Source organism: Campylobacter lari (assembly GCF_001017575.1).
Classification (GTDB): domain Bacteria; phylum Campylobacterota; class Campylobacteria; order Campylobacterales; family Campylobacteraceae; genus Campylobacter_D; species Campylobacter_D lari_C.
On sequence record NZ_CP011372.1, the window covers coordinates 205,132 to 227,563 of the forward strand.

Below are 22,432 nucleotides of genomic sequence, written 5' to 3' on the forward strand. Positions count from 1 at the left end.
TGAGGGAAAAAGATGAGACCAGAGAATTTTGTTGCTTTTTTTACTGTTTGTGGTTTTTTTATAGGATTAATGTTTACCATAGTTAATATAGAAGATGCAGTAGAGATAGTTGTATATACTTGTTTGATTACTTTTGTATTTTATGTGTTAATCCATATAGTAATTATGATCTTTGTAGATGTTAATAAAATTAGCGGTAGAAGCTTTAATAAAGAAAAATATGAAAATGAAAATAATAGTTTTATAGCAGAATTAGCCGCAAGAGAAAAGAAAATGGATTACTTGCTTGAAAAACTTCAAGAAGAGCGCGAAGACCTTAAAAAGCTTGAAAGCTCTTCAAAAAGAAAAGTAAAACATGCAGCCGCATAATGCCTATGCTTCTACGCTAAAAAAAGAACAAGATGACTTAGTCATCTCTTATATGCCAGCATTAAGAGCTATGGCTTTTAGGCTTAAAGAGCGTTTGCCTGCTAGTATTGATGTAAATGATTTAATTAGTATTGGCGTAGAAGAGATGATCAAACTCTCACGCCGTTATGATAAAGAACAAAATGATAATTTTTGGGGTTTTGCAAGAAAAAGAGTTAATGGGGCTATGCTTGATTATCTAAGAAGCCTTGATGTGATGAGCAGAAGCAATAGGAAAATCATCAAAGATATTGATGCTATTATAGATGAGTTTTATCAAGAAAATGAAAAAGAACCTGATGATGAATATTTAGCGCAAAGACTAAATTTAGAAGTAGAAAAGGTAAAAGAAGCAAGAGCAGCTCATGCTATATCGCTTGTTATGCCTTTGGATGAACAGCTAAATTGCTTTAATGATAGCAATATCATAGAACAAATAGAAAAAGAAGAATTAATAGAAAAAATCAACGCAGTTTTGGAAGAATTCAAAGAAAGAGAAAAGCTTGTAATACAGCTTTATTATTATGAAGAATTAAATTTAAAAGAAATCGCAGAGATTTTAGAGATTAGCGAGTCAAGAATTTCACAAATTCATAAGCGTTTGCTTAAGAAGATTAGAGAAAGGCTAGTTTAATGGCTGAGATACTTTCCCAAGAAGAAATTGATGCTCTTTTAGAAGTTGTTGATGATGATAGCGATGAGAGTACAGCTACATCAAAACTAGAAGAAATAGAAGATAAAAGAGATATAGTAGTATATGATTTTAAGCGTCCAAATAGGGTTTCTAAAGAACAGCTTCGTTCTATCAAAGGGATTCATGATAAATTAGCAAGAAATCTTGCTTCTCAAATTTCATCCATGATGAGAAGTATAGTTGAGATTAAACTACATTCAGTGGATCAAATGACTTATGGTGAGTTTTTGATGTCTTTACCTTCGCCAACAAGCTTTAACGTTTTTTCGATTAAGCCTTTAGATGGAAACTGTGTTTTAGAGATTAATCCAAGTATTGCTTTCCCTATGATAGATAGACTTTTGGGTGGTCAAGGGGAAAGTTTTGACACCTTAAGAGAGCTTACAGAAATCGAGCTTAATTTGCTTGATTCTATTTTGCGTATTATTATGCAAAGGCTTAAAGAAAGCTGGATGAATGTTACAGAAATTTATCCAAGCGTAGAGGCAAAAGAGTCAAGTCCAAATGTTGTGCAAATTGTTTCACAAAATGAGATTGTTATCATGGTGGTAATGGAGATTATCATCGGAAATTCAAGTGGTATGGTAAATATTTGTTATCCTGTTGTGCATTTGGAAAGTATTTTGAGCCGTTTGGCAAATCGTGATATTATGATGGGTGAAACTTCAGCTAAAAAATCAAGAAATAAAGAACTTAAAACCTTGATCGGTCGTGCTGAGGTAATTTATGAAGCTATGCTTGGTAAAACTTTTATCAATGTGAATGAATTTTTAGATTTAAAACAAGGGGATATTTTAAAGCTTGATAGAAGTGCAGATGATAAAGCTATAGTAGCTATTGATAAAAAAGAAGTATTTTTAGCTCAAGTGGGGCTTCATAGATTTAGAAAGTCAATTAAAATCTTAGAACTTATCAAAACTGATAAAGATGAGATTAAAGAAATGCTTGAAAAATATGAAGATGAAAGAAGAGCAAAAGCAAATTCGTATGATGATAATGAAGAACTAGAAGAGGAAGACGATGATCAATGATTTTTTAGGCATATTCGTTAATGAATGTGTAAGTACAATAGAAGGTTTAACAGGAAAAAGTGCTGAATTTAGCGAGTATTATGAATATGATGTAAATTCTCAAGATTCTATGACTCCGCCATTAGTTAGCGCTACTTTTAGCGTTAATAATGAAATGAAAATCAAAATCCTAGCCAGTGCAGTTTTAATGAGTGCAATTGGTGAGTGGATGATGGGAGAAGAAGAAATCTCCAAAAACAGTGAGCTAAATGAAGATGAAATGGATGCAGCCAAAGAAGCTATACAAAATATCATCTCAGCATTTTCTACAACTTTAGGTGCACAAAAAGAAATTCCAAAAATGGAGTTTAGTCTAGAAAATTGTGAATTTGTTGCAGATAGCTTAGAACTTGGTGGTTTTCATAAGCTATATTTATATAATGTAAAAATAGCTGATTTAGAAGAAAAAATTTCTTTAGTATTTGATGAAAAAATTTATAAGATTTTAACCAAAACTGACTTAGAGGAAATCGTAGCAACAAATGAAGATCATACGCAAGATCATAAGGCCTTGGCTAATGTAGAAGAGCTAAGAAATATCGGTTTGATTATGGATGTGCGTTTGCCTATAAGAGTGCGTATAGGTAGTAAAAAAATGCTTTTAAAAGATGTTTTAACTATGGATATAGGTTCGGTTATCGAGCTTGATCAATTAGCAAATGATCCTTTAGAAATTTTAATAGGTGATAAAAAAATCGCTTATGGGGAAGTGGTTATCGTAGATGGAAACTTTGGAGTGCAAATTACTGAGATAGGCTCTAAAAAAGAAAGATTAGAACAACTAAGATGAAAGAATATATCATTGAGGATGTTACCTATCTTAAAGAATTAGAAAAAATTCAAAAAGGCATAACCTTTTTTGGTTCTGCTAGATTAAAAGCAGATAATGAGTATTGTATTTTGGCTTCAAAATTAGCTCAAAAGTTAGCAGATCTTGGTTATAGTATCATCAGTGGTGGTGGCGGTGGTATTATGCAAGCTGCAAATTATGGGGCTATGCAAAGTCAAACTTCACACTTAAAATCTTTTGGATTTAATATACATTTACCATTTGAGCAAAAAGCAAATGACTTTTTAGAGTATAATATCACTTTTAAGAGCTTAGCCATTCGCAAAATGGCTCTTATTCAAAAGAGTCTAGCTTTTGTGATTTTCCCAGGCGGCTTTGGAACATTAGATGAATTTTTTGAAATTCTTACTCTTAAACAACTTAGTTTTAAAAAAGATGTTCCTATTATTTTAGTTGGGCAAAAATTTTGGCAACCTCTTGATGAATTTATCAAAACTTCTTTACTAGAACTTGGAACTATATCTAAAAATGATGAGTTAAAGTATAGTATAAGTGATGATTTAGATGAAATTATAAGAATGATAAAGGAAAAAGATGAAAATTCTTGTTGCGATGAGTGGGGGTGTGGATAGTACTGTAACTGCTTATAAATTAAAACAAGCAGGACATGAGATCATAGGTTGTTATATGAAGCTTCATGGAAAAGCTAATTATCATGAAGAAAATATACAAAAAGTTGAAAAAGTTGCTAAATTTTTAGACATTAAATACCATATTTTAGACTTACAAGAAGATTTTAAAAATCAAGTTTATATGCCTTTTGTTAATACTTACAAAGAAGGAAAGACGCCAAATCCTTGTGCTTTGTGTAATCGCTTTATCAAGCTTGGCAAGCTTTCGGAATTTGCTAAGAGTTTGGGTTGTGAAAAATTAGCCACAGGTCATTATGCAAGGATAGAAAATGGTTTGATTAAAACTGCAGTTGATGAGAGTAAGGATCAAAGCTATTTTTTAGCAAATGCAGATAAAAAGGCTTTAGAGTATTTGATTTTCCCTCTTGGAGAGATGAAAAAAGAAGATGTGAAAAAATTTGCTTCTACAATCGATGTTTTAAAATCTTTTGCAACACAAAAGGAAAGTTCTGAGATTTGTTTTGTGGAAGATACTTATGTGCAAGTTTTAGATCAGTTTATGGATACTAAAATTCCAGGTATTGTAAGAGATAGTAGCGGTAAAGAAGTAGGAAAACACGAAGGTTATATGCACTATACCATAGGTAAAAGAAGAGGTTTTGAAGTGCGTGGGGCTCATGAGCCACATTTTGTATTAAAAATTGATCCTAAAAAAAATGAAATCATAGTAGGTAAAAAAGAAGAGCTTAAGATAAGTGAATTTAAGCTTGATAATATTAATTTATTTATCGATGCTAAAGAAATAGATTGTGAAGTAAAAATACGCTATAGGTCAAGATCAACCCCGTGTAAAGTTTTGATTAATGAAGATAAGAGTGCAAAAATCATCTTACAAGAGCCTGTTTATGGGCTTGCTAGCGGGCAAATGGCAGTATTTTATGATAAAGATTTAGTTCTTGCAAGCGGATTTATAAAATAAAAAAGCTAAAGGGTTGCACCCCTTTGGCGTTGCACCCTTTATACTAACTTTTTTTTAAAAATTAAAATTATTTTATTGTAATAAAAAATAAGAAAATTGTGGTTGAGGTTTTTCTAAGATAGATTAAGCAAATCTTGTCTTAGAAAAATTATATTGCATTTGATAGGTTGATCTTATTCAGTCATATCAACAATTGCTCCACTATTTTGACATCTTTCTTTATTCCATTTTCTTGTATCACACATGCCATAAACTATTTCATGTTTATTCAAATCGCCATTTTTATAGTTGATATAAACAACATCTCCATATTCTATTTCGCCTCTTGCAACTTCTTTAGCTAATTCATCTTGAGTCGGTTTTATCTCTTCAAAATCTTCAGCTACTTCAGGGTGTTTTTCTTTTAAAGCATTTAAATCAACATCTTTAAGGCTTTTTATCACAACATTAGAGCCATAATCTTTTTTTAAAGTTTTAATGAATAAATCATAACCACCTTTAGAACCTTTACTTGGATCATATTTATAATCTACTCCATTAGCACATGCTATAAAAGAAATTAATGCTAAAGCACCAAACATTGTTTTTTTAATCATTTTTATCCTTTTCATTTTAGTTTGTGAAGTTTATCATAAATGAAGTTAAACTTAAAAAATTATGGAGTTAAAATATCTCCATAATGCTTATATCAAACCATAAAAGATCAAATTTAAGTAAAATTCCATAAATCACAGCGCTAAATAAACCTGCGAAAATTCCTGCTAAAACATCATCTAGCATTACCCCTAAACCACCTTTGGTTTTTTTGTCAATTTTACCTATGATAGATGGTTTTGTGATATCAAAAAATCTGAACAAAACAAAAGAAAGTAAAAAAGTAAAAACACTCTGTCCGCAAATTGCCAAGGCTAAAAACACCCCAACAACTTCATCTATAACGATGTGTTTATCATCGTGTATGCCTGTTTGTTTTTCATACTGATCGATGATTTTTATAGAGATTAAAAAAAGTAAAATAGCAAGTAAGATTAAAGTTTCTACGCCTAAATACCTTAAAATAAAAAAAGCAGGGATTAGCGCTGCTATCGTGCCAAAGGTTCCTGGAGCTTTACTAATACTACCTGAATAAAAAAAAGTTAAAAATAATTTTTGCATGATTACACCATATATGACATTTGATGAAGTTTTATAAGTTGCTCATAAAATTCTTTGTCGCTTCGATATTCTAAAATACCATGCGTAGGGAAAAGATTGCTATAGATATTTTGTTTATTATGAAAGCGATTTGGAAAAAGCTCAGATAAAATCAAAGCTGAAATTTCTCTTCTTATAAAAACTGCTGGTGGAATGATACCAAGTCTAAGTAAATTTTTTAAAGAATCGCCATGGTATTTCATATGATGATGAGCTCCATGCGGGCATGATTTGGTGCTTACTATCATTTTGCATTCATCGCAAAATACAAATTCAGGAAGTATGGTTACTTCTATATTATAATCTTTTGCAAAGTCATCAAGTACAGTAAAGGCTCTGTTTTGATTAAAATACATTCCAAGTCCTGCATGATTTTGTCCTACAAAAAGCTTATTACAGTCAAAACTTTTAGCCAAAGCACATTCAAGAACTGGATTTAAATGTGAGGCAAAAATTTTGATATTATGCAAAGGTATGAGTAAAACCCTAGAAGATGGTAAGTAATTTTGTGCAAAAACATCAAAACAACGCTTTTTAAGTTTTAAGCTCAAACCGTTATTTTCATAAGATTCTATAAGGAAAATAATCACTAGATCAGATTGCTCTATAGCCCATCTTAAAATTCTCTCATGCGCTCTGTGAAAAGGGTCAAAACTTGAAACAATGGCAGTGATATTGGAAGGGTTTAATCTTTTTTTGATTTTTTCAAAATCTTCTTTAATAGCCTTGATATGATTATGATAAATTTCAAATTCCCCACTAATGCAAGTTTTTCCAAAATCTTGAATTAAACAAGCATTAGGTCTAAAAATATCATTGCTGTTTTTATCATTTTCAAATTTACTTTCTAAAATGATATGTCCTATGATTTTATCATTGCAGATAAAATCTATTTTATCGCCAACTTTTGCATTTTTTAAAACTGTATTATTCTCTTCAGTGCTAGCGGGTGCAAAGGTTAGAGTATAAGGAATTTTTTGATTATGAATCATTCCAGTAGCTAGGACTTCATCTCTTTCTTTTTGGTTCATTAATTTAGTAAAAGAACCAAAAATTCCTTCTTTGATAAAGCATAAAACCTCGTATTCTTCCTCTGAGATTATAATGCTATTTTTTCTTTGTAATGCCATATTTTTTCCTTTTTTCCCATAAAGACTTTCTTGAAATTCCTAACTTTTTAGATAAATCCGTATCAGGAAAGACGTTTTGATAACTAATGATAATGTGTTTAACATAATCATCAATGGTTAAAATTCCATTGCTTTCAAAGCTTTTTTCATCTTCGCCTAGCTCTAAAATTTGGAAATCACTATGTTCAATATTCGCACTTGTATGTATAATAACAGCTTTTTTTAAAGCAAGATTTAATACCTTTTCTTTTTCCAAAGGTTTTAAGGTTTGAAAATTGACTAAATAATATAAAGAATTATCCTTAAAAATCTTATCTAAATTTTGTTGATGTGAAAGATCTATGTATATATTTGCGATATTGTGCTCATTAGTATAATTAAATACAAAATGATCAGCAAAAATTTGATTATTAGTTTTTAAAATCAAAGGCAATTTGAATTTTTTATAATCAAAAGTTGGTAGCTTTGCTGTTTCAAATTTATGTTTTAAATAAGATTGATAAGTATGATTTAATATGCTTATTTTTTTAAATTCTTGAAAATGCTTTATTTTACGCATTAATTCTTCTATCATGAAAGGCTTTTGTATATAATCACTCGCACCAGCTTTTAATGGTGCTAAAACAGTATCTGAGCTTATGTAAGATATAAGTAAAATAATGATTTTATGCTTAAAAATTTCTATAATATGTTCAAAATTAGCCATGCTAGTAGAAAGCAAAATAACCTCATAATCATGATGAGCAAGTTCATTAACATTTACGATAATATCACAATCATAACCTATAGAATTAAGCTTTGAGCCTATACTTTGGGCTAAATAAAATTCATTTTCTACTATTAAAACTTTCATAATTTCATCCAATCAAAATATTTTAAATTTACACTTGCTAAAACCGCAATTCCTTCTTTTCTTCCTACAAATCCTAGATGTTCTGTGGTGGTGGCTTTGATATTGATTTTATTTGGTGTGGTTTTTAATGTTTTAGCGATATTAAAAGCAATAGCTTCTTTAAAATCTTTCATTTTAGGTGTTTGAGCTATGATGGTAATATCAGCATTTACAAGTTCAAAACCATAATTTTGCACCAAAGTATAAGCATTTTGCAATAAAAGCATAGAATCAGCATTTTTATACTGCATATCATTATCTGGGAAAAGTTCGCCAATATCTCCAAGCCCTGCTGCGCCCAAAAGCGCATCAATTAGCGCATGAGTTAATACATCTCCATCAGAATGAGCTTTTAAACCCATACTTTCATGCACTTTTACCCCACCTAAAAGCAAAGCTCTTTGCTCTCCAAATTCATGCACATCAAAACCATTTCCATTAAAAATATCCCAAGATGGTTTTGGTAAATTTAAGCTTTTTAAATCTTCTTTAAAGGTAATTTTTTTAGCTAACTCATCACCTTGTACATACCAAATTTTACCACCAATAGCTTGTATGGCTGTGCTATCATCGGTGAAATTTGAGCTTTGCTCTAAAGCTTTTTTTAGCATACTTGTGCGTGAAAGTTGAGGGGTTTGTATGAGTTTGATTTTATCTCTATCAATAGCTTCTTGAGCATAAATTGTAGTATCGCTTACTTTTAAAACAGGTGTAATACAATCAGCTTTGTCATGATTTTCTATGATGTTATTAAAAAGATTTTTAGAAATCAAAACTCTTGCAACATCACTAACCAAAACATATTCACTCTCAACCATGCTTAAAGCATTGAGTAAAGATTGTGCTCTAGTTGCGCCACCTTGAACAAATTTATATTCAGGGGCAAATTTTTTCATATAAGAAATATTACCAGAAGTAACAATTATTTGTTTAAAAGGATAAAAAGAACTTAAATTTTTAGTAGCATAAAGCCATAAAGGTTGTTCGCCTAGTCGTAAAAACTGCTTTTTTACCGGAGCATTAAATCTTGATGATTCTCCCGCAGATAGCATTATCAAGGAAATATCTAACATTTGTTACACCTTAATTTCTTATTAATGTTACGATATTATACACCATAAAAGCCAAAATTTATATTTATGTTAGTAGAATTAATCATTTTAAATAATAAGGAGAAAAATTGAAGGAAAAAATTGAAGAAAGACTAAAACAAGTTATATATCCAGGTTTTAAAAAAGATATAGTTAGTTTTGGTTTTGTAAAAAAAATTGAATCAAATGAAAATCAAGCACATATTGTAGTTGAAATCGTTTCAGCTAATGCTCAAATCGCACAAGAGCTTAGACTAAACATCGTAAATGCTTTAAAAGATTTAAATTTAGAGCTTAATTTAGAAATCATTCAACCAAAAATTCCTGAAGAAAAAAGCAATTCAAGAAGTGGTAAAAATATCGCTCCACAAATTAAAAATTTCCTTATGATTTCAAGTGGTAAAGGTGGGGTAGGTAAAAGTACTACAACTTTAAATTTAGCGATTTCTTTGGCTAAAATGGGTAAAAGAGTAGGGCTTTTAGATGCAGATATTTATGGGCCAAATATACCAAGAATGCTTGGTGAGAGTAAAAGCAAGCCCGAGATTGTAGGTCAAAAAATTCGTCCTATTTTATCTCATGGAGTTTATATGATGAGTATGGGTGTGCTAATAGAAGAAGGTAAAGGTTTGATGTGGCGTGGTTCTATGATCATGAAGGCAATTGAGCAACTTTTAGCTGATGTGCTTTGGCCTGAGCTTGATGTATTATTGCTTGATATGCCTCCAGGAACCGGTGATGCGCAAATTACCTTAGCTCAAAGCGTGCCAGTGAGTGCAGGTGTGTGTGTAAGTACTCCTCAAGTAGTATCTTTAGATGATAGCAAAAGAGCGCTAGATATGTTTGAAAAATTACACATTCCTGTTGCAGGTATTATAGAAAATATGAGTGGCTTTTTATGTCCTGATAATGGCAAAGAATATGATATCTTTGGTAAAGGCACCACAGAAGAAATGGCAAAAGCTTATAAGTGTGATGTTTTAGCTCAAATTCCTATCGAAATGAGTGTAAGAGAAGGTGGAGATAGCGGTAAGCCTGTAAGTTTTTATATGCCTGAGAGTGTAAGTTCAAAAAGATATTTACAAGCTGCTGAAAAAATTTGGGAATTTATAGAAAAGGTTAATCAAGAAGGTAAAGTAGATAATTCAGCTATTCAACCTGTAATGAATGGCAAAAGTGCGTGCTCGTAATAAGGAGGAAAATATGCCAATAGAAAGTAAAGAAGAATTTTTAAATTTAATCAAGCAAATCGAACAAAGGATTAATTATAAAAAGCCTAAAGCTTTTGCTATAGCAAGACTTGATTTAAGTCAAGTTGATCCTAGTAAAAAACTTCAAGCTAATTTTGGTGTGATTAATTTTGAGCAAAATTATGCTGCTGCAGCTGTTATGTTTGAAGCTTTTTTTAGAAGAGGGGTTGATGTTGATTTTAATGAAAGTGAGTTTGTGGCTACTTTGATTAAAGAGGATTTGGATTTTGCGCTTGAATGCTTTGCGCCATTTTTACAAGAGCAAGGTCATAAAAATATAGAAGCAATCAAAGCAGCAAAGGAAAATTTTAGAGAAAATGCTTTTTCTTTTGTTTGTATTTTTGAAGATGAGGCACCAAAAAGTTTAGAAAGTGTGTATTTGAAACTTTATTTGCTTTCTAATAAAAAAGTACCTTTAAGAAGTTTAAATTTAACAGGTGCTTTTGGGATTTTACCAAATGTTGCATGGAGTGATAATAAGCCTATTGATTTAGACTTTTTAAGAGAAAATGAGATTGATTTAAAAATGAGTGGAAGATATCCAAGGATTGATTATGTAGATAAATTTCCAAGATTTTTAGCTCATGTTATTCCTGAGGATAATACTAGAATTTTAGAAAGTTCTAAAGTAAGAATGGGTGCGGTTTTAGCTGCAGGTACTACTATAATGCCAGGGGCTGCTTATGTGAATTTTAATGCAGGTACAACCGGTGCTTGTATGGTAGAAGGGCGTATTAGTTCTTCAGCCGTTGTGGGTGAAGGTAGCGATGTAGGAGGTGGTGCTTCTATACTTGGTGTTTTAAGTGGTACAAGTGGTAATGCTATTAGCATCGGTAAAGCTTGTCTTTTGGGTGCAAATTCGGTTACGGGAATTCCTTTAGGGGATAATTGTATCGTTGATGCAGGCATTGCTGTTTTAGAAGGGACTAAATTTGCTTTAAAAAATAAAGAAGAACTTCAAAAAATCAATCCTGATTTTAAATTTGATAAAGATATATACAAAGGTTTAGAGTTAGCAGGATTAAATGGCTTGCATTTTAGACAAGATTCTCAAAGTGGAGTGATGATAGCAGCTTTTAATAAAAAGGCTGTAAAACTTAATGAAGATTTGCATTAATTCTTAGCCCTTATGGGTTAAGAATTTTAAATAATTCATGTAGCTTATAAATACACACGCTAGGGTGATGTTTAATACTTCCTATATGTAGTAAAATCTCTTTGCTATCTTTTTTATAAAGTTTTTGCACAAAATTAAAATTCCACCATTTGTAAGTTTTGAAATTTAAATTATGGGTGGTATTTATATGAAAATTTATATAAGAATGATTTTGAAAGTTTTGGTTTAAACCAGGTGCTTGAAAGGCATAGACTTCTTTTGCTGCGCTAGGAAAGGTTCTTGCAAAAGTTTGAGCTAGATACCCTCCTAAAGAATGCCCTATGATGATGAGATTTTTATCAATGGTGTATTTTTGCTTGAGTTGATTGTAAAAATATTGCATGGATTGAATTTGGCCTTTTGGAGTTTTGTTAAGTAAAATCAAAAAATCACTATAAAAATCTTTAAAATCAAAACACAAAGGATTTAAATCACTTCCTGCAAAGGCTAAAATATAATTTTTTCTTTTTTTATCATAAATAAAACTAGCTCTAAAACCCATTTTAGATTGAGGGTGTGTTTCGTTGATGTGCTCAAGTATTTCATAATTTTTTACAAATTTTAAAGCTAAAAATGCATTGTTTAAACCACCTACGGGAATTTTTTCTTTTTTATAAAAAGGATTAGTTAAAGCTTTTATAATGGCTTTGTGTTTTTGCAAACCTTCTTTTTGTAAGCTTTGATTTAAATATACATTAGCACAATAAGCTACCAAACTATAATCATATAATTTTTGCAATAAATCGATATTTTTTTCAAAATGAGTATGAAGTTTTAGTAAGAGTAGTTTTTCTTGGGAAGTTAAATTTGTTTTTTGACTTAAAGCAATAAAGCTTTGCAAGTCAAAAAACATTATAAATTCTTACATAGAGCAAGTATTTTGGATAGTTGAATTAAGCATCCAAAGAACTTTTTCATATTTTGCGATATTTTCTTGAGCAAATGCTGCTGTTGTAGTATCGCTTGCTTTTTCAGCTTCTTCATTTAATTTTTTAAATTCAGCTAAAAGATATTTATAATCTTCTCTAATAAATTCTAAAACTTCTACAGGAGTAAAGCAATCTTTACCATTTTCTAGTTTTGGGCTTTTTGCATTTTCCATTAAAACTTTTTGGCAAGTAATAGCTTTTTCTCCAAGTTGTAAAACTCTTTCGGCGCAATCATCAAAAAGTTCTGCCATTTCTTCATAAGCTTTTTCTGTATATTCATGAATTGAAAAAAACTGTAAACCTTTTACGTTCCAATGATAATTATGAAATTTAACCCATAAATGATGAGCATCTGCTTGTAATTGTAATAATTGTTTTGCTACTGACATGTTATCTCCTTTTTTTATTTTTAAAATTATAACATAAAATTCTTAAATAATAATTATTATTATCTAATAAATTTTAATGTTAATAATTATTATATTTTCATTATACTCTTTTTTTACAATAAAGCAAATTTATTTACTTAATATATTTTTGAGTATTAATTTTCCCACCTCTACGCCAGGTTGATCATAAGTGTTAATTCCAAGCATAATGCCACATGCAGAAGTAAATAACTCATAATAATACATCAAATACCCACAGTGATAAGCATCTAATTTCTCAAGTTCTATTACATCAACACTTAAATTTTCAGCAATTAATGCATGCATGGTTGCATCGCATTGCGCGTTTAAAAGATTATGTAAATTAACTTCATTGGTAAAATCACAATTTTGTAAATGATTAAAGCTTATATTTGGGATACTAGGAGATTTTTGACTATCTTTGATTTTTAAAAAAGTAACAGTTTTATCTTTAGGTCCATCCATGATAAGTTGTAAAAAGCTATGCTGATCTCTAGCACCAATTAAAGCAATAGGAGTTAAACCTATGCGTTTAAAGCCTTGTTTTTTACCTAGACTTTCAGCAATTAGTTGAATATACCATTCATTAAAACCTTTAAAAGCATCCCCATAAGAAAAAAGCACATTAATATGCGCACTTTTATGTGTGCAGTAATGATAAGCCTTTTGTAAAATTTGATCACATTTTTTCTCAAAAAAATCTACATAACAAGCTTTTGCACCTTCTAATAAGGCTTTAGTATCATAGCCACAAAAGCTCAAAGGAACAATACCAATAGCAGATAAAACACTAAATCTACCACCGACATTTTTAGGTATAAAAAAGCATTTTATATTTAATTCTTCTCCTAGTTTGTGAAGTTTTGACTCAAAATCAGTAATAAACACAAAATTTTTGTGTAAATTTTCATTTTTAAAATCAAAATGAGCAATGATGAGTTTAAATAAAGAAATCACTTCGATAGTTGTGCCTGATTTACTTGCTATGATGAAAAGTGTTTTTTGGGGATTTATTTTTTGCATAGTTTGGGTAAAAGTATGTGAGGAAGTATTATCTATAATGAAAAGTTTTTTTTCTTCTACTTGATCAAATAAAAGCTCTTTTAAAGCTTTAACCCCACAACTTGATCCACCCATGCCCACTAAAACGATATTTTCTATATGAGTTTTAGTTGCGATAAATTCTTTGCTTTCTTTGATTAAATCAAAGCTTGTATCTACTAAGTGATAATACCCTATATCGCCACTTTCTAACTCATCATTCATTCTATTTGCATAAGCGGTAATTTTTTTAAAATCTTGGGTTTTAAAAAATAAAGTATTATTTAGCATTTTTACTTTTCTCATAAAAATAATTTGTCGCTTCTACAAAGCCTTCTACGCTTCCACAATCAAATCTTTTTCCTTTAAATTTATAAGCTAAAACCATATTATTAGTTGCTTGTGAAAGTAAGGCATCGGTAAGTTGAATTTCTCCATTTTTACCTGCTTTAGTATTTTCTAAAATACCAAAAATATCAGGCGTTAGAATGTATCTTCCTATGATTGCTAGATTGCTTGGAGCATCTTTTGGATCAGGTTTTTCCACCATAGAATTTACCATGATTAAATCCTCTTCCACAGCATTTCCTGCTATAACCCCATAGTTTGAAACTTGGTCAGCTTCAACTTCCATCACAGCTATAACAGAGCAGCGGTATTTTTCATAAATTTTTACCATTTGAGCTAAGACATTTACCCCATCTTCATTTATACATAAATCATCTGCCAAAATCACTCCAAAAGCTTCATCTTGCACTAAAGGCTTTGCTTTTAAAACTGCATCTCCTAAGCCTCTCATTTCATTTTGTCTTGTAAAAGTAAAAGTGCAACGATCTATGAGTGTTCTTATTTCACTTAAAAGATATTCTTTTTTAGTACCTGCGATTTGGTGTTCAAGTTCATAAGAAATATCAAAATAATCCTCCAAAGCTCTTTTTCCACGCCCCGTAACAAAGCCCATAGTTTCCATACCAGCTTCTAAAGCCTCATCCACACCATAATGAATTAAAGGCTTAGTTAGTATAGGTAGCATTTCTTTAGGTAGGGTTTTTGTAGCAGGTAAAAATCTAGTACCATAACCTGCTGCAGGAAAAATACAAGTTTGAAGCATAGTTTATCCTTAAATTTTTATAAGTTGTTTTGATTATAATTTTATTTAAATATTATAGCTAAATTAAGGAAAATATGAAAACCATTGATCAAATTTATCAAGCAAAAATAGAAATCAAAAAATCAACTTTTTTGTCTTTTTTATGTCCTTTTGAAGATTTTCAAAATTTAATGCAAAAGCTAAGAAATGAGCATTTAAAAGCCGTGCATTTTGTATATGCTTATAGGTATTTAAATGAATTTGATCAAATCATAGAAGATAAAAGCGATGATGGTGAACCAAAAGGAACTTCTGCAATGCCTTGTTTGAATGTTTTAAGAGGGGCTTTGCTTGTTAATTGCGCGGTGATTGTGGTGCGTTATTTTGGAGGGATTAAACTTGGTACAGGCGGTCTTGTAAGAGCTTATAGTGAAGCTACAAATGAAGCTATTTTAAATGCAACGCTTTTAGATTTTGAAGCTAAAAATATTTTAATTTTAAACATTCCTTTTCATCTTTATGCAAGATTTGAGCATTTTTTAAATAAAAATAACATTTCATATGAAAAAAAATTTCAAGAAAATGTTGAATTGATTTTAAACGTTAATGCTAAAGAAGAAGAGGAATTTAAAAAATTTGCAAAAGAGTTTGAATTTAGCGGACTTGTTTGGAAGTAAGCGTTTGCTTACTTCATTTTTATAAAGAACTTAAAAGATCTTTTACTATATCTTTTTGTGGCTCTTGTTTTTCTTCTATATTAGCTTGCATAGGAGTTTCGTTTTGTCCTCTAAAACGATAATTATAAATATTTGACATATTTGAGCTAAAAATTCCTGTGCTAAATTGATCTTGATTCATAGCTTTTGAAAAAAGCTCATCAAGTTTTAAACTTTGCTCGTTTAAATTTTCACTATTGTTTTGACTAAGTAAAGACATAAAGTCTTCATTAGCTCCTTGAGTGCTTTTATAAGCACTACTTTGACCATACCCATACTCTTTAACCGATAAATTATCATGGTTAACTTGCATGTTTTCTCCTTTCAAAATATTACAAGGAAAAAACAAGCAAAAATCATTCCTTAATCACCATGAGTTGGGTAGTATTCAGCTTCTATTTCATTGTTTTTAATAAACTCTTCTCTGGCTTTGTTACAGCGCTCATCTCTTAGTTTTCTATAAGCATTTCTACTTTCTAATTCTTGAGAAGTTAAAGGGCGATCTTCTAAAAATGAAATATGAAAATAAGTATCATCTTCTTTGCTGAATTTTTCATAAAATTCAACATAGTCAAAATAATCTTTTTCGCTTTGAAAATCAATACTTTCTTCTACATAAATAGTTGGGCCAAAGCCTCTGTGATTTTGAGTAAAATGTCCAAAACCAGCTGCATATTTTATCTTAAACGAATTCATTCTAAACCTCCTAAAAACTCGTCATAACTTCCTTTAAAATCTGTTAATTTCCCATCTTCTAAAAACCATATACGATTAGCAAAAGCACTAATTAGTTCTCTATCGTGGCTTATGCATATCACGCAACCTTTGAAATTATACAAGGCTTCACCTAATGCAATGATACTTTCAAGATCTAAATGATTATCCGGTTCATCTAAAAGTAAGAAATTTCCACGTTCTAACATTAATTTTGAAAGCATTAAGCGGTGTTTTTCGCCCCCGCTTAAGCTAGAAGCCATTTTCTCTTGATCGCTTCCGCTAAAGAGCATTCTACCAAGACATTTGCGAATTTCATCCAAATCTTTGAATTTTTCACTCATTAGCCATTCATAAAGTTTCAAATCTTCATTAATTAAATTCGTTGTATCTTGTGAAAAATATCCCATTTCTATGGTAGCACCAAGGTGGATGTGGCCACTATCGGGTTCTAATTTTGATGCGATAATTTTAGCTAAAGTGCTTTTTCCAACACCATTTGCACCGATTAAGGCTATTTTATCACCTTTTTCTAATTTCAATTCTAAATTTTCAAATAAGGTTTTATCATAAGCTTTGCTAATACCTTTTAATTCTAAAACTTCATTTCCTATTTCTCTATTTGTTCTAAAAACAATACTAGGATCACGCCTGCTTGAAGTTTTAATCTCTTCAAGTTCAAGTTTTTCTAAAGCTTTAGCCCTACTTGTAGCTTGTTTGGCTTTTGAAGCATTAGCGCTAAAACGACGTATGAAATTTTCTAATTCTTCTCTTTCTTTTAAGGTTTTATCGCGTTTGAGTTCAGCTTGCTTAGCAAGTAAGGTTGAAGCCATATACCAATCATCATAATTTCCAGCAAAATCGCGTATTTGTTTAAAATCCACATCTAAAATTCTTGTACAAACTTTATTTAGAAAATGTCTATCATGGCTAATTACTACTAAAGTTCCCTCATGTCTTAAAAGTTCATTTTCAAGCCAAGAAATAGCTTCTAAGTCAAGGTTATTTGTAGGCTCATCTAAAAATAATACATCAGCACCTAAAAACAATACTTGTGCTAATAAAACTTTAAATTTATCCGCACTTTGCAAAGTACTCATAAGAGCATTAAAATCTTTAATATTTAAAGAACTAAGAATTTTTTCACATCTAAGTTCACAATCATAGTTTGGATCTTCTTCTGCTGTTATGATTTCAAGCTCGCTTAATCTATCATTGATTTCATCGGTAAATTCTTCACTCATATAAAGTTTTTCTTTTTCTTTTAGTGCATCATATAATCTTTTATTTGCACACATTACCGCATCTTTGATAGTGTAGTTTTCAAAAGCAAATTGATCTTGTCCTAATACAGCGATTTTTAAATTTGGATCTATACAAATTTCTCCACTGCTTGATTCTATTTCGCCTGAGAGAATTTTTAAAAAGGTTGATTTTCCTGCGCCATTTGCGCCTATAAGTCCATATCTTTCACCACGGTTTAATTTTAAATTTACATCTTCAAATAAAAGTTGGTTTGCAAAACGCATAGTGAGATTTTTTACTTCTACCATTAATATCCTTAAAATATTTTTGCTATAATTTTAACAAAAAAAGGTTTATTATTTTGGATTTTTCGTATTTATTGTTAAAAACATTGCCTAGTATGACTTTGGTTTTTAATATCTTAGCTTTATTTTTAGCTTATTTTTTTAAGCAAAATAAGATTTTTTTCTTACTTTTATTAATTTTATGTGCTAGGGCTTTATCTTTAGTAGCAAGTGAGTATCAAGCGCATTTGTTTATCTCGGTATTTTTACCTTTTTCTTTTGTGCTTTTTGTGTTTTTACAAGATAGCAAGCTTGTGTTTGAAAGAATTAATCTCATTAAATTTGCGTATTTAGCCTTTATGGGTTTTGTAGCGTTAATACTTAGCACAAGTACTAATTTTAATGCAAGCATTACAAGTGAAATTTTTGGCCTTTCAACGCAATTTTTTAAGCCTATTAGCGAGTTAAGCTTTTGTGTGTTTTGGGTGGGAATGATATTTTTATTATTTTCTTATTTTAAAAATAATGATTTTCATTTTTTACTAGCTTATATGGGCTTGAGTGTGCAGTTTTTATTTTACAATAGTGTTGATTTGGGTTATTATGAATTTGCTTCTTTAGTGTTGATAGGATTTTTAGCGTATAAAGCTTATAAAATAGCCTTTTTTGACACTTTAACCAATTTGCCAAATTTAAAAGCCTTAAGAAGATATGCACAAGGACTTGAAAATTTTCATTTAGCCTTGATTGAAGTAAAAAATATCAATGAAATTTATCATCAAAAAGGCTCAAAAATGGGCGAGTTTGTAATGTATGAGTTTGCTAGGATTTTAAAAAAAGCTTTACACGCTAGGGTTTTTAAAGATGATAAGGATTATTTTATCATTGTATTTGAAAATGAAAACATGGCCTTTGTGCAAAGTAAGCTTCAAATGCTTGAAAATTTTATGCAAAAATATAGTTTTGAATTGAAAGAGCAAAATGCAAAATTAGAAATTAAACTTTGTTTATCAAGCAAAAATGAAAACATAGAAGAAAGTTTAAAACAAGTAAAATTAGAACTTAGAAGACAAAAGGATTAAAATGTTAGATTTGATTTTTAGAGAGTATGATATAAGAGGGCTTTACCCAAGTGAGTTAAATGAAAAAAGTGTAAAAGCTATAGGTTATGCTTTGGGTTTAGAAATGAAATCAAGAGGTTGTGAGAAAGTAAGTGTGGGCTATGATGCAAGATATAGTGCAAATGAACTTTTTAACTATTTAATTAGCGGTTTAAATAAAGCTAATATGCAAGTTTTTAATATAGGCTTAGCACCAACTCCTATGGGATATTTTAGCTTGTTTTTTGATGATATTTTTGATGCAAATATCATGATAACAGGCTCGCATAATCCAAAAGAATACAATGGCTTTAAAATCACGATTAACAAAGAAAGTTTTTTTGGTGCTGATTTGAAAAAGCTTTCTTTAAAAGTGCAAGAGTATTTAGAACTTGAAATCAATGATGATTTAAGATATGAAAATTATGATGTTAAAAGCTTATATATAGACTTTTTAGCTAAACATTTTTCACATCTTAAAGATTATAAAGAAAAAATCATTATTGATTGTGCAAATGGAGCTACTGGAGTGATTATAAAGCCTTTGGTGGAAAAATTAAATCTTAATGCACAAATTTTATTTGAAAATCCTGATGGAAATTTCCCAAACCACGCGCCCGATCCAACAGAGCTTGAAAATTTACACGCATTGCAAGTTGCGCTAAAAGAAAATGAAAATGCAAAAATGGGCTTTGCTTTTGATGGAGATGGAGATCGTTTAGTAGTCGCAAGTAAAGACTATGTATTTAAGGGCGATGAGCTTTGCTATTTATTTGCTAAAAATATAAAAAATCCTAGAGTTTTAGGTGAAGTAAAATGCTCTAAAAACCTCTTTGATGAGGTAGCTAAATTTGGTTTTATCATGATGGGTAAGACCGGGCATTCTAACATTAAAAAAATGATGAAAGAGCAAAATATCGACATAGCAGCAGAGCTTAGTGGGCATATTTTCTTTAAAGATAGATATTTTGGTTATGATGATGGAATTTATGCATTTTTAAGAACCTTAGAGCTTTTAGTAAATGGTTTTGATATAGAAAAATTAGTTAAAGAGTTACCAAAACTTTATGCAAGTGAAGAGATTAAGCTTAAGGTTAGTGAGGAAAATAAATTTCAAATCATAGAAAAATTTAAAGAAAAAGTAAAAGCAAACGCTTTTGAAAATGTGCTTGATTGTAATGAAATTGACGGAGTTAGAATCACCTTTAAAGAAGGCTGGGCACTTTTGCGTGCTTCTAACACAAGTCCATATCTTATCATGCGCACCGAAGCTACAAGTGCTGAATTTAAAGACTTTTTAGAAGCAAGGGCAAAAGAACTTTTCGAAGAAATCATAAAAGAGCTTGCATAAGCTCTTTTACATCAATATTTTTTGTGTATAAATATGCTCTTAAGAGTTTAGGGATTTTTGCTTTTCTATAAATTTCTTTAAATTCTTTTGGCATTTTCTCACAACTTACAAAAGGAAAAATCAAAACTTTTTCTTGTATATAAACAATGCCTATTTTATGCGAAATCACCCCATCACCTTTTAATGCTTCTTGTCTTTGTTTGGTACTTAAAAGTACTCCAAGTTTTTTAAAGCATTTTGCGATTAAACTTTCATCTTTATGAGTAATGTAAATATTTTTAAATTCACAAATATTTTCTTCTTTTAAGTCTTTTTCTAAGTATTTAAAGCTTTTTTTTACTCCATTTGGATAAAGCTTTAAAAACTCATTTGCAAAATTTTTGCGTATGAAATTTCTAAAATATTTTTCATCATCATTACTCTCATCATGAAAATAAGTGATATTGTTTTCTTTTAGGTAGTTTGAAATTTCTTTTTTTGGAATTTCAAGCAAGGGTCTTATGATAGTAAAATATTTTCTTTTTTCAATATCTTTAAAGCCAAGTAATTCTCTAAGCCCTGCACCTTTAGAAAATTGCATTAAAAACCATTCTAGTTTATCATTTAAATGATGAGCTAGTAAAAGATTATCATAAGAGTGATTTTTGCAAAGTTCTTCAAAAAACTCATAACGCAAAGCTCTTGCGCAAGCTTCGAAATTTTTTGTTATCTTGTGTGCGGTTTTGATGTAAATTTTTTTATGAAAACGCTTGGCTAATTCTTTGGCACTTTGTTCTTCTTTATCACTATTTTTACGAGTTTTGTAGTTTATAAAAGCAAGATCAAAATCTATATTTTTTTCTAAAAGCATGAAAAATAAAGCACTAGAATCACTCCCATGAGAAAATGCTAAAAGATTTTTCCCTTGCTTTAAATGATTTAAATATTTGCTATCAATCATCAAACTTTCTTAAAGCTTTTGCAATGAGTTTTTTATCTAAACTCTGCGTGATTTCGCACTCATAAAGCTCACCCATTTCTAAATCTCCGCAATCGCTTTCATTGATGAGAATTTCTCCATCAATATTTCTATCCCAACGCAAATCTTTTGCACCGATGAAAAATTCTCCTTCAGAGCTTTGACCTTCACAAAATGCTAAGATTTTTTTACCAACTTGTTGATTAAAACTTTTTTCTATGCATTTATCGACGATTTTTTCTATCACTTTTAATCTCGCATTAATGATTTTACTAGGAATTTGTTCCATGTTAAAAGCTGCGGTATCTTCTTCTTTAGAATAAGCAAAAACACTAATTCTATCAAAACCAAATTCTTTTATAAAAGCGCATAATTCTTCAAAGTCCTCATCACTCTCTCCTGGGTGTCCTACTATAAAACCTGTGCGTAAAAATGAATTTGGAGCTTGTTTCATTAAATTTAAAAGTTCGATTAATTTAGCTTTGTTAGCTCCGCGTTTCATGATTTTAAGCATATTATCACTGATGTGTTGCAAAGGCATATCAAAATAATTTACAAAAACTTTTGATTGAATGATTTTTTCTATCACTTCTTTGCTAATACTTGTTGGATATAGATATAAAATTCTAGCAGCCTTTACACCTTGGATATTTTCTATAGCTTCAATAAGCTTTAAAAGTCCATCTTTTTGACCTTGATCAAACAAATACGAACTTGTATCTTGAGCAATAAAAGAAAAGTCTTTATAGCCTTTTTTAACAAGCTCTTTTACTTCATTTACAATGCTTTCTGGGCTTCTTGATTTGAGTTTTCCTTTAAAACTTGGTATAGCGCAAAATGAACATTTTTGATTACATCCTTCAGCTATTTTGATAAAAGCGTGATAATTTGATCCTGTGATTACACGATTGGTATTTTTATCTTGCAAGTAAGTGGAATTTGAAAAAAGATTAGTTTTTTTAAGTATCATTTCATCAATTTTTTCATAATTTCCCACACCGGTAAAAAGATCAACTTCAGGTAGTTCTTTCATTAATTCCTCGCGGTAGCGTTGCATTAAACATCCTGTTACAACTAACAATGAATCTTTTTTTCTTTGCTCGTGTAAGTCTAAAATCGCATTTATGCTTTCTTTTTTAGCACTATCTATAAAGCCACAGGTATTTACAATCAAAACATCAGCTATGCTTGGCTCATCACAAATTTCATAATCACTTAATCTTCCAAGCATGATTTCGCTATCAACTAAATTTTTATTACAACCTAAAGACATTAAAAAAAGTTTTGGCATATTTCTCACTTTAAATA

Annotated in this window: 25 protein-coding genes; 11 read left to right on the forward strand and 14 right to left on the reverse strand. The window is 30.2% G+C overall.

All coding sequences use genetic code 11. The annotated features are described in order from the left end of the window. Positions 1–12 precede the first annotated feature (12 nt). From CD56_RS01185 to mnmA, 6 genes are read left to right on the forward strand one after another with little or no spacing between them, the layout of a single operon-like run. Positions 13–369 carry a hypothetical protein gene (locus CD56_RS01185; RefSeq protein ID WP_039617428.1) on the forward strand — a complete coding sequence of 119 codons (357 nt, stop codon included), beginning with the start codon at positions 13–15 and terminating at the stop codon, positions 367–369. Continuing rightward, positions 356–1,042 carry an RNA polymerase sigma factor FliA gene (locus tag CD56_RS01190; RefSeq protein ID WP_039627867.1) on the forward strand — a complete coding sequence of 229 codons (687 nt, stop codon included), beginning with the start codon at positions 356–358 and terminating at the stop codon, positions 1,040–1,042. The genes CD56_RS01185 and CD56_RS01190 overlap by 14 nt, the downstream gene beginning before the upstream one ends. Then, positions 1,042–2,133 carry a flagellar motor switch protein FliM gene (gene fliM / locus CD56_RS01195; RefSeq protein WP_039617431.1) on the forward strand — a complete coding sequence of 364 codons (1,092 nt, stop codon included), beginning with the start codon at positions 1,042–1,044 and terminating at the stop codon, positions 2,131–2,133. Before CD56_RS01190 ends, fliM begins: the two co-directional genes overlap by 1 nt. Further along, positions 2,123–2,962, forward strand: a complete 840-nt coding sequence (gene fliY, locus CD56_RS01200) for a flagellar motor switch protein FliY (RefSeq protein ID WP_039617433.1) — start codon at positions 2,123–2,125, stop codon at positions 2,960–2,962. Before fliM ends, fliY begins: the two co-directional genes overlap by 11 nt. Next, complete coding sequence (locus CD56_RS01205) at positions 2,959–3,594, forward strand: LOG family protein (RefSeq protein WP_047207947.1); 636 nt, start codon at positions 2,959–2,961, stop codon at positions 3,592–3,594. The genes fliY and CD56_RS01205 overlap by 4 nt, the downstream gene beginning before the upstream one ends. Beyond that, complete coding sequence (gene mnmA, locus CD56_RS01210) at positions 3,557–4,573, forward strand: tRNA 2-thiouridine(34) synthase MnmA (protein WP_047207948.1); 1,017 nt, start codon at positions 3,557–3,559, stop codon at positions 4,571–4,573. Before CD56_RS01205 ends, mnmA begins: the two co-directional genes overlap by 38 nt. A 173-nt stretch (positions 4,574–4,746) precedes the next feature. Here the strand turns inward: mnmA and CD56_RS01215 are convergent, their stop codons facing one another. From CD56_RS01215 to CD56_RS01235, 5 genes are all read right to left on the reverse strand, one after another. Next, a complete protein-coding gene (locus tag CD56_RS01215) occupies positions 4,747–5,169 on the reverse strand; it encodes a hypothetical protein (RefSeq protein WP_047207949.1) in 423 nt (140 codons plus the stop codon). Between the two features lie 67 nt (positions 5,170–5,236). Further along, positions 5,237–5,728 (reverse strand): phosphatidylglycerophosphatase A family protein, encoded by a 492-nt coding sequence (locus tag CD56_RS01220; protein ID WP_039627871.1) that lies wholly within the window; start codon positions 5,726–5,728, stop codon positions 5,237–5,239. A 2-nt stretch (positions 5,729–5,730) separates the two neighbouring features. Continuing rightward, a complete protein-coding gene (locus CD56_RS01225) occupies positions 5,731–6,897 on the reverse strand; it encodes an ATP sulfurylase (sulfate adenylyltransferase) (protein WP_039617444.1) in 1,167 nt (388 codons plus the stop codon). Beyond that, on the reverse strand, positions 6,875–7,750 hold the full coding sequence (locus CD56_RS01230) for a DNA-binding transcriptional response regulator (RefSeq protein WP_047207950.1): 876 nt from the start codon (positions 7,748–7,750) through the stop codon (positions 6,875–6,877). Before CD56_RS01230 ends, CD56_RS01225 begins: the two co-directional genes overlap by 23 nt. Next, positions 7,747–8,862: a bifunctional 2-C-methyl-D-erythritol 4-phosphate cytidylyltransferase/2-C-methyl-D-erythritol 2,4-cyclodiphosphate synthase gene (locus CD56_RS01235; RefSeq protein WP_047207951.1), complete on the reverse strand. Its 1,116-nt coding sequence runs from the start codon at positions 8,860–8,862 to the stop codon at positions 7,747–7,749. Before CD56_RS01235 ends, CD56_RS01230 begins: the two co-directional genes overlap by 4 nt. Positions 8,863–8,969: 107 nt before the next feature. On the opposite strand from CD56_RS01235, the gene CD56_RS01240 reads away from it, so the two are divergent. Then, complete coding sequence (locus CD56_RS01240) at positions 8,970–10,070, forward strand: Mrp/NBP35 family ATP-binding protein (protein WP_047207952.1); 1,101 nt, start codon at positions 8,970–8,972, stop codon at positions 10,068–10,070. Positions 10,071–10,083: 13 nt separating this feature from the next. After that, positions 10,084–11,247 (forward strand): 2,3,4,5-tetrahydropyridine-2-carboxylate N-succinyltransferase, encoded by a 1,164-nt coding sequence (locus CD56_RS01245; RefSeq protein WP_039627879.1) that lies wholly within the window; start codon positions 10,084–10,086, stop codon positions 11,245–11,247. A 10-nt stretch (positions 11,248–11,257) separates the two neighbouring features. Here CD56_RS01245 and CD56_RS01250 read toward each other — a convergent pair whose 3' ends face one another. From CD56_RS01250 to galU, 4 genes are all read right to left on the reverse strand, one after another. Further along, a complete protein-coding gene (locus tag CD56_RS01250; RefSeq protein ID WP_052768353.1) occupies positions 11,258–12,139 on the reverse strand; it encodes an Mbeg1-like protein in 882 nt (293 codons plus the stop codon). Between the two features lie 9 nt (positions 12,140–12,148). Beyond that, on the reverse strand, positions 12,149–12,604 hold the full coding sequence (locus tag CD56_RS01255) for a Dps family protein (protein WP_047207953.1): 456 nt from the start codon (positions 12,602–12,604) through the stop codon (positions 12,149–12,151). A 129-nt stretch (positions 12,605–12,733) separates the two neighbouring features. Continuing rightward, complete coding sequence (locus CD56_RS01260; RefSeq protein WP_047208746.1) at positions 12,734–13,957, reverse strand: glucose-6-phosphate isomerase; 1,224 nt, start codon at positions 13,955–13,957, stop codon at positions 12,734–12,736. Further along, positions 13,947–14,777 carry a UTP--glucose-1-phosphate uridylyltransferase GalU gene (gene galU / locus CD56_RS01265; protein ID WP_047207954.1) on the reverse strand — a complete coding sequence of 277 codons (831 nt, stop codon included), beginning with the start codon at positions 14,775–14,777 and terminating at the stop codon, positions 13,947–13,949. Before galU ends, CD56_RS01260 begins: the two co-directional genes overlap by 11 nt. A 74-nt stretch (positions 14,778–14,851) precedes the next feature. On the opposite strand from galU, the gene CD56_RS01270 reads away from it, so the two are divergent. Further along, positions 14,852–15,433 carry an IMPACT family protein gene (locus tag CD56_RS01270; protein WP_047207955.1) on the forward strand — a complete coding sequence of 194 codons (582 nt, stop codon included), beginning with the start codon at positions 14,852–14,854 and terminating at the stop codon, positions 15,431–15,433. A 19-nt stretch (positions 15,434–15,452) separates the two neighbouring features. On the opposite strand, the gene CD56_RS01275 is transcribed toward CD56_RS01270, so the two are convergent. Genes CD56_RS01275 through CD56_RS01285 form a run of 3 tightly spaced genes read right to left on the reverse strand, consistent with a single transcriptional unit; the run spans position 15,453 to position 17,739 of the window. Next, positions 15,453–15,785, reverse strand: a complete 333-nt coding sequence (locus tag CD56_RS01275; RefSeq protein ID WP_047207956.1) for a hypothetical protein — start codon at positions 15,783–15,785, stop codon at positions 15,453–15,455. Between the two features lie 50 nt (positions 15,786–15,835). Then, positions 15,836–16,168, reverse strand: a complete 333-nt coding sequence (locus CD56_RS01280) for a hypothetical protein (protein ID WP_039617462.1) — start codon at positions 16,166–16,168, stop codon at positions 15,836–15,838. Continuing rightward, positions 16,165–17,739: an ABC-F family ATP-binding cassette domain-containing protein gene (locus tag CD56_RS01285; RefSeq protein ID WP_047207957.1), complete on the reverse strand. Its 1,575-nt coding sequence runs from the start codon at positions 17,737–17,739 to the stop codon at positions 16,165–16,167. Before CD56_RS01285 ends, CD56_RS01280 begins: the two co-directional genes overlap by 4 nt. Before the next feature lie 53 nt (positions 17,740–17,792). On the opposite strand from CD56_RS01285, the gene CD56_RS01290 reads away from it, so the two are divergent. Both CD56_RS01290 and CD56_RS01295 read left to right on the forward strand, forming a co-directional pair. Continuing rightward, the gene (locus CD56_RS01290) at positions 17,793–18,797 is read left to right on the forward strand and encodes a diguanylate cyclase domain-containing protein (protein WP_047207958.1); all 1,005 of its coding nucleotides are present in this window, start codon (positions 17,793–17,795) and stop codon (positions 18,795–18,797) included. 1 nt (position 18,798) lies between these two features. Further along, positions 18,799–20,166 carry a phosphomannomutase/phosphoglucomutase gene (locus tag CD56_RS01295; RefSeq protein WP_047207959.1) on the forward strand — a complete coding sequence of 456 codons (1,368 nt, stop codon included), beginning with the start codon at positions 18,799–18,801 and terminating at the stop codon, positions 20,164–20,166. Here CD56_RS01295 and tilS read toward each other — a convergent pair. Together tilS and rimO are read right to left on the reverse strand one after the other, a co-directional pair. After that, positions 20,147–21,109, reverse strand: a complete 963-nt coding sequence (gene tilS / locus CD56_RS01300) for a tRNA lysidine(34) synthetase TilS (protein WP_080956320.1) — start codon at positions 21,107–21,109, stop codon at positions 20,147–20,149. The two genes, CD56_RS01295 and tilS, sit on opposite strands and share 20 nt — an antisense overlap. Beyond that, positions 21,099–22,415, reverse strand: coding sequence for a 30S ribosomal protein S12 methylthiotransferase RimO (rimO, locus tag CD56_RS01305; RefSeq protein ID WP_047207961.1), 1,317 nt, complete (start codon positions 22,413–22,415; stop codon positions 21,099–21,101). Before rimO ends, tilS begins: the two co-directional genes overlap by 11 nt. Positions 22,416–22,432 lie beyond the last annotated feature (17 nt).

Bases quoted from the DNA above. Each gene is read 5' to 3' on its own strand.
- rimO (WP_047207961.1), bottom strand. From the start codon at position 22,415: ATGCCAAAACTTTTTTTAATGTCTTTAGGTTGTAATAAAAATTTAGTT.
- CD56_RS01190 (WP_039627867.1), top strand. From the start codon at position 356: ATGCAGCCGCATAATGCCTATGCTTCTACGCTAAAAAAAGAACAAGAT.
- CD56_RS01260 (WP_047208746.1), bottom strand. From the start codon at position 13,957: ATGCTAAATAATACTTTATTTTTTAAAACCCAAGATTTTAAAAAAATT.
- CD56_RS01245 (WP_039627879.1), top strand. From the start codon at position 10,084: ATGCCAATAGAAAGTAAAGAAGAATTTTTAAATTTAATCAAGCAAATC.
- CD56_RS01230 (WP_047207950.1), bottom strand. From the start codon at position 7,750: ATGAAAGTTTTAATAGTAGAAAATGAATTTTATTTAGCCCAAAGTATA.
- CD56_RS01185 (WP_039617428.1), top strand. From the start codon at position 13: ATGAGACCAGAGAATTTTGTTGCTTTTTTTACTGTTTGTGGTTTTTTT.
- CD56_RS01270 (WP_047207955.1), top strand. From the start codon at position 14,852: ATGAAAACCATTGATCAAATTTATCAAGCAAAAATAGAAATCAAAAAA.
- CD56_RS01205 (WP_047207947.1), top strand. From the start codon at position 2,959: ATGAAAGAATATATCATTGAGGATGTTACCTATCTTAAAGAATTAGAA.
- CD56_RS01285 (WP_047207957.1), bottom strand. From the start codon at position 17,739: ATGGTAGAAGTAAAAAATCTCACTATGCGTTTTGCAAACCAACTTTTA.
- CD56_RS01255 (WP_047207953.1), bottom strand. From the start codon at position 12,604: ATGTCAGTAGCAAAACAATTATTACAATTACAAGCAGATGCTCATCAT.
- fliY (WP_039617433.1), top strand. From the start codon at position 2,123: ATGATCAATGATTTTTTAGGCATATTCGTTAATGAATGTGTAAGTACA.
- CD56_RS01215 (WP_047207949.1), bottom strand. From the start codon at position 5,169: ATGATTAAAAAAACAATGTTTGGTGCTTTAGCATTAATTTCTTTTATA.
- CD56_RS01250 (WP_052768353.1), bottom strand. From the start codon at position 12,139: ATGTTTTTTGACTTGCAAAGCTTTATTGCTTTAAGTCAAAAAACAAAT.
- CD56_RS01275 (WP_047207956.1), bottom strand. From the start codon at position 15,785: ATGCAAGTTAACCATGATAATTTATCGGTTAAAGAGTATGGGTATGGT.
- CD56_RS01225 (WP_039617444.1), bottom strand. From the start codon at position 6,897: ATGGCATTACAAAGAAAAAATAGCATTATAATCTCAGAGGAAGAATAC.
- CD56_RS01235 (WP_047207951.1), bottom strand. From the start codon at position 8,862: ATGTTAGATATTTCCTTGATAATGCTATCTGCGGGAGAATCATCAAGA.
- mnmA (WP_047207948.1), top strand. From the start codon at position 3,557: ATGAAAATTCTTGTTGCGATGAGTGGGGGTGTGGATAGTACTGTAACT.
- fliM (WP_039617431.1), top strand. From the start codon at position 1,042: ATGGCTGAGATACTTTCCCAAGAAGAAATTGATGCTCTTTTAGAAGTT.
- CD56_RS01220 (WP_039627871.1), bottom strand. From the start codon at position 5,728: ATGCAAAAATTATTTTTAACTTTTTTTTATTCAGGTAGTATTAGTAAA.
- galU (WP_047207954.1), bottom strand. From the start codon at position 14,777: ATGCTTCAAACTTGTATTTTTCCTGCAGCAGGTTATGGTACTAGATTT.
- CD56_RS01295 (WP_047207959.1), top strand. From the start codon at position 18,799: ATGTTAGATTTGATTTTTAGAGAGTATGATATAAGAGGGCTTTACCCA.
- CD56_RS01280 (WP_039617462.1), bottom strand. From the start codon at position 16,168: ATGAATTCGTTTAAGATAAAATATGCAGCTGGTTTTGGACATTTTACT.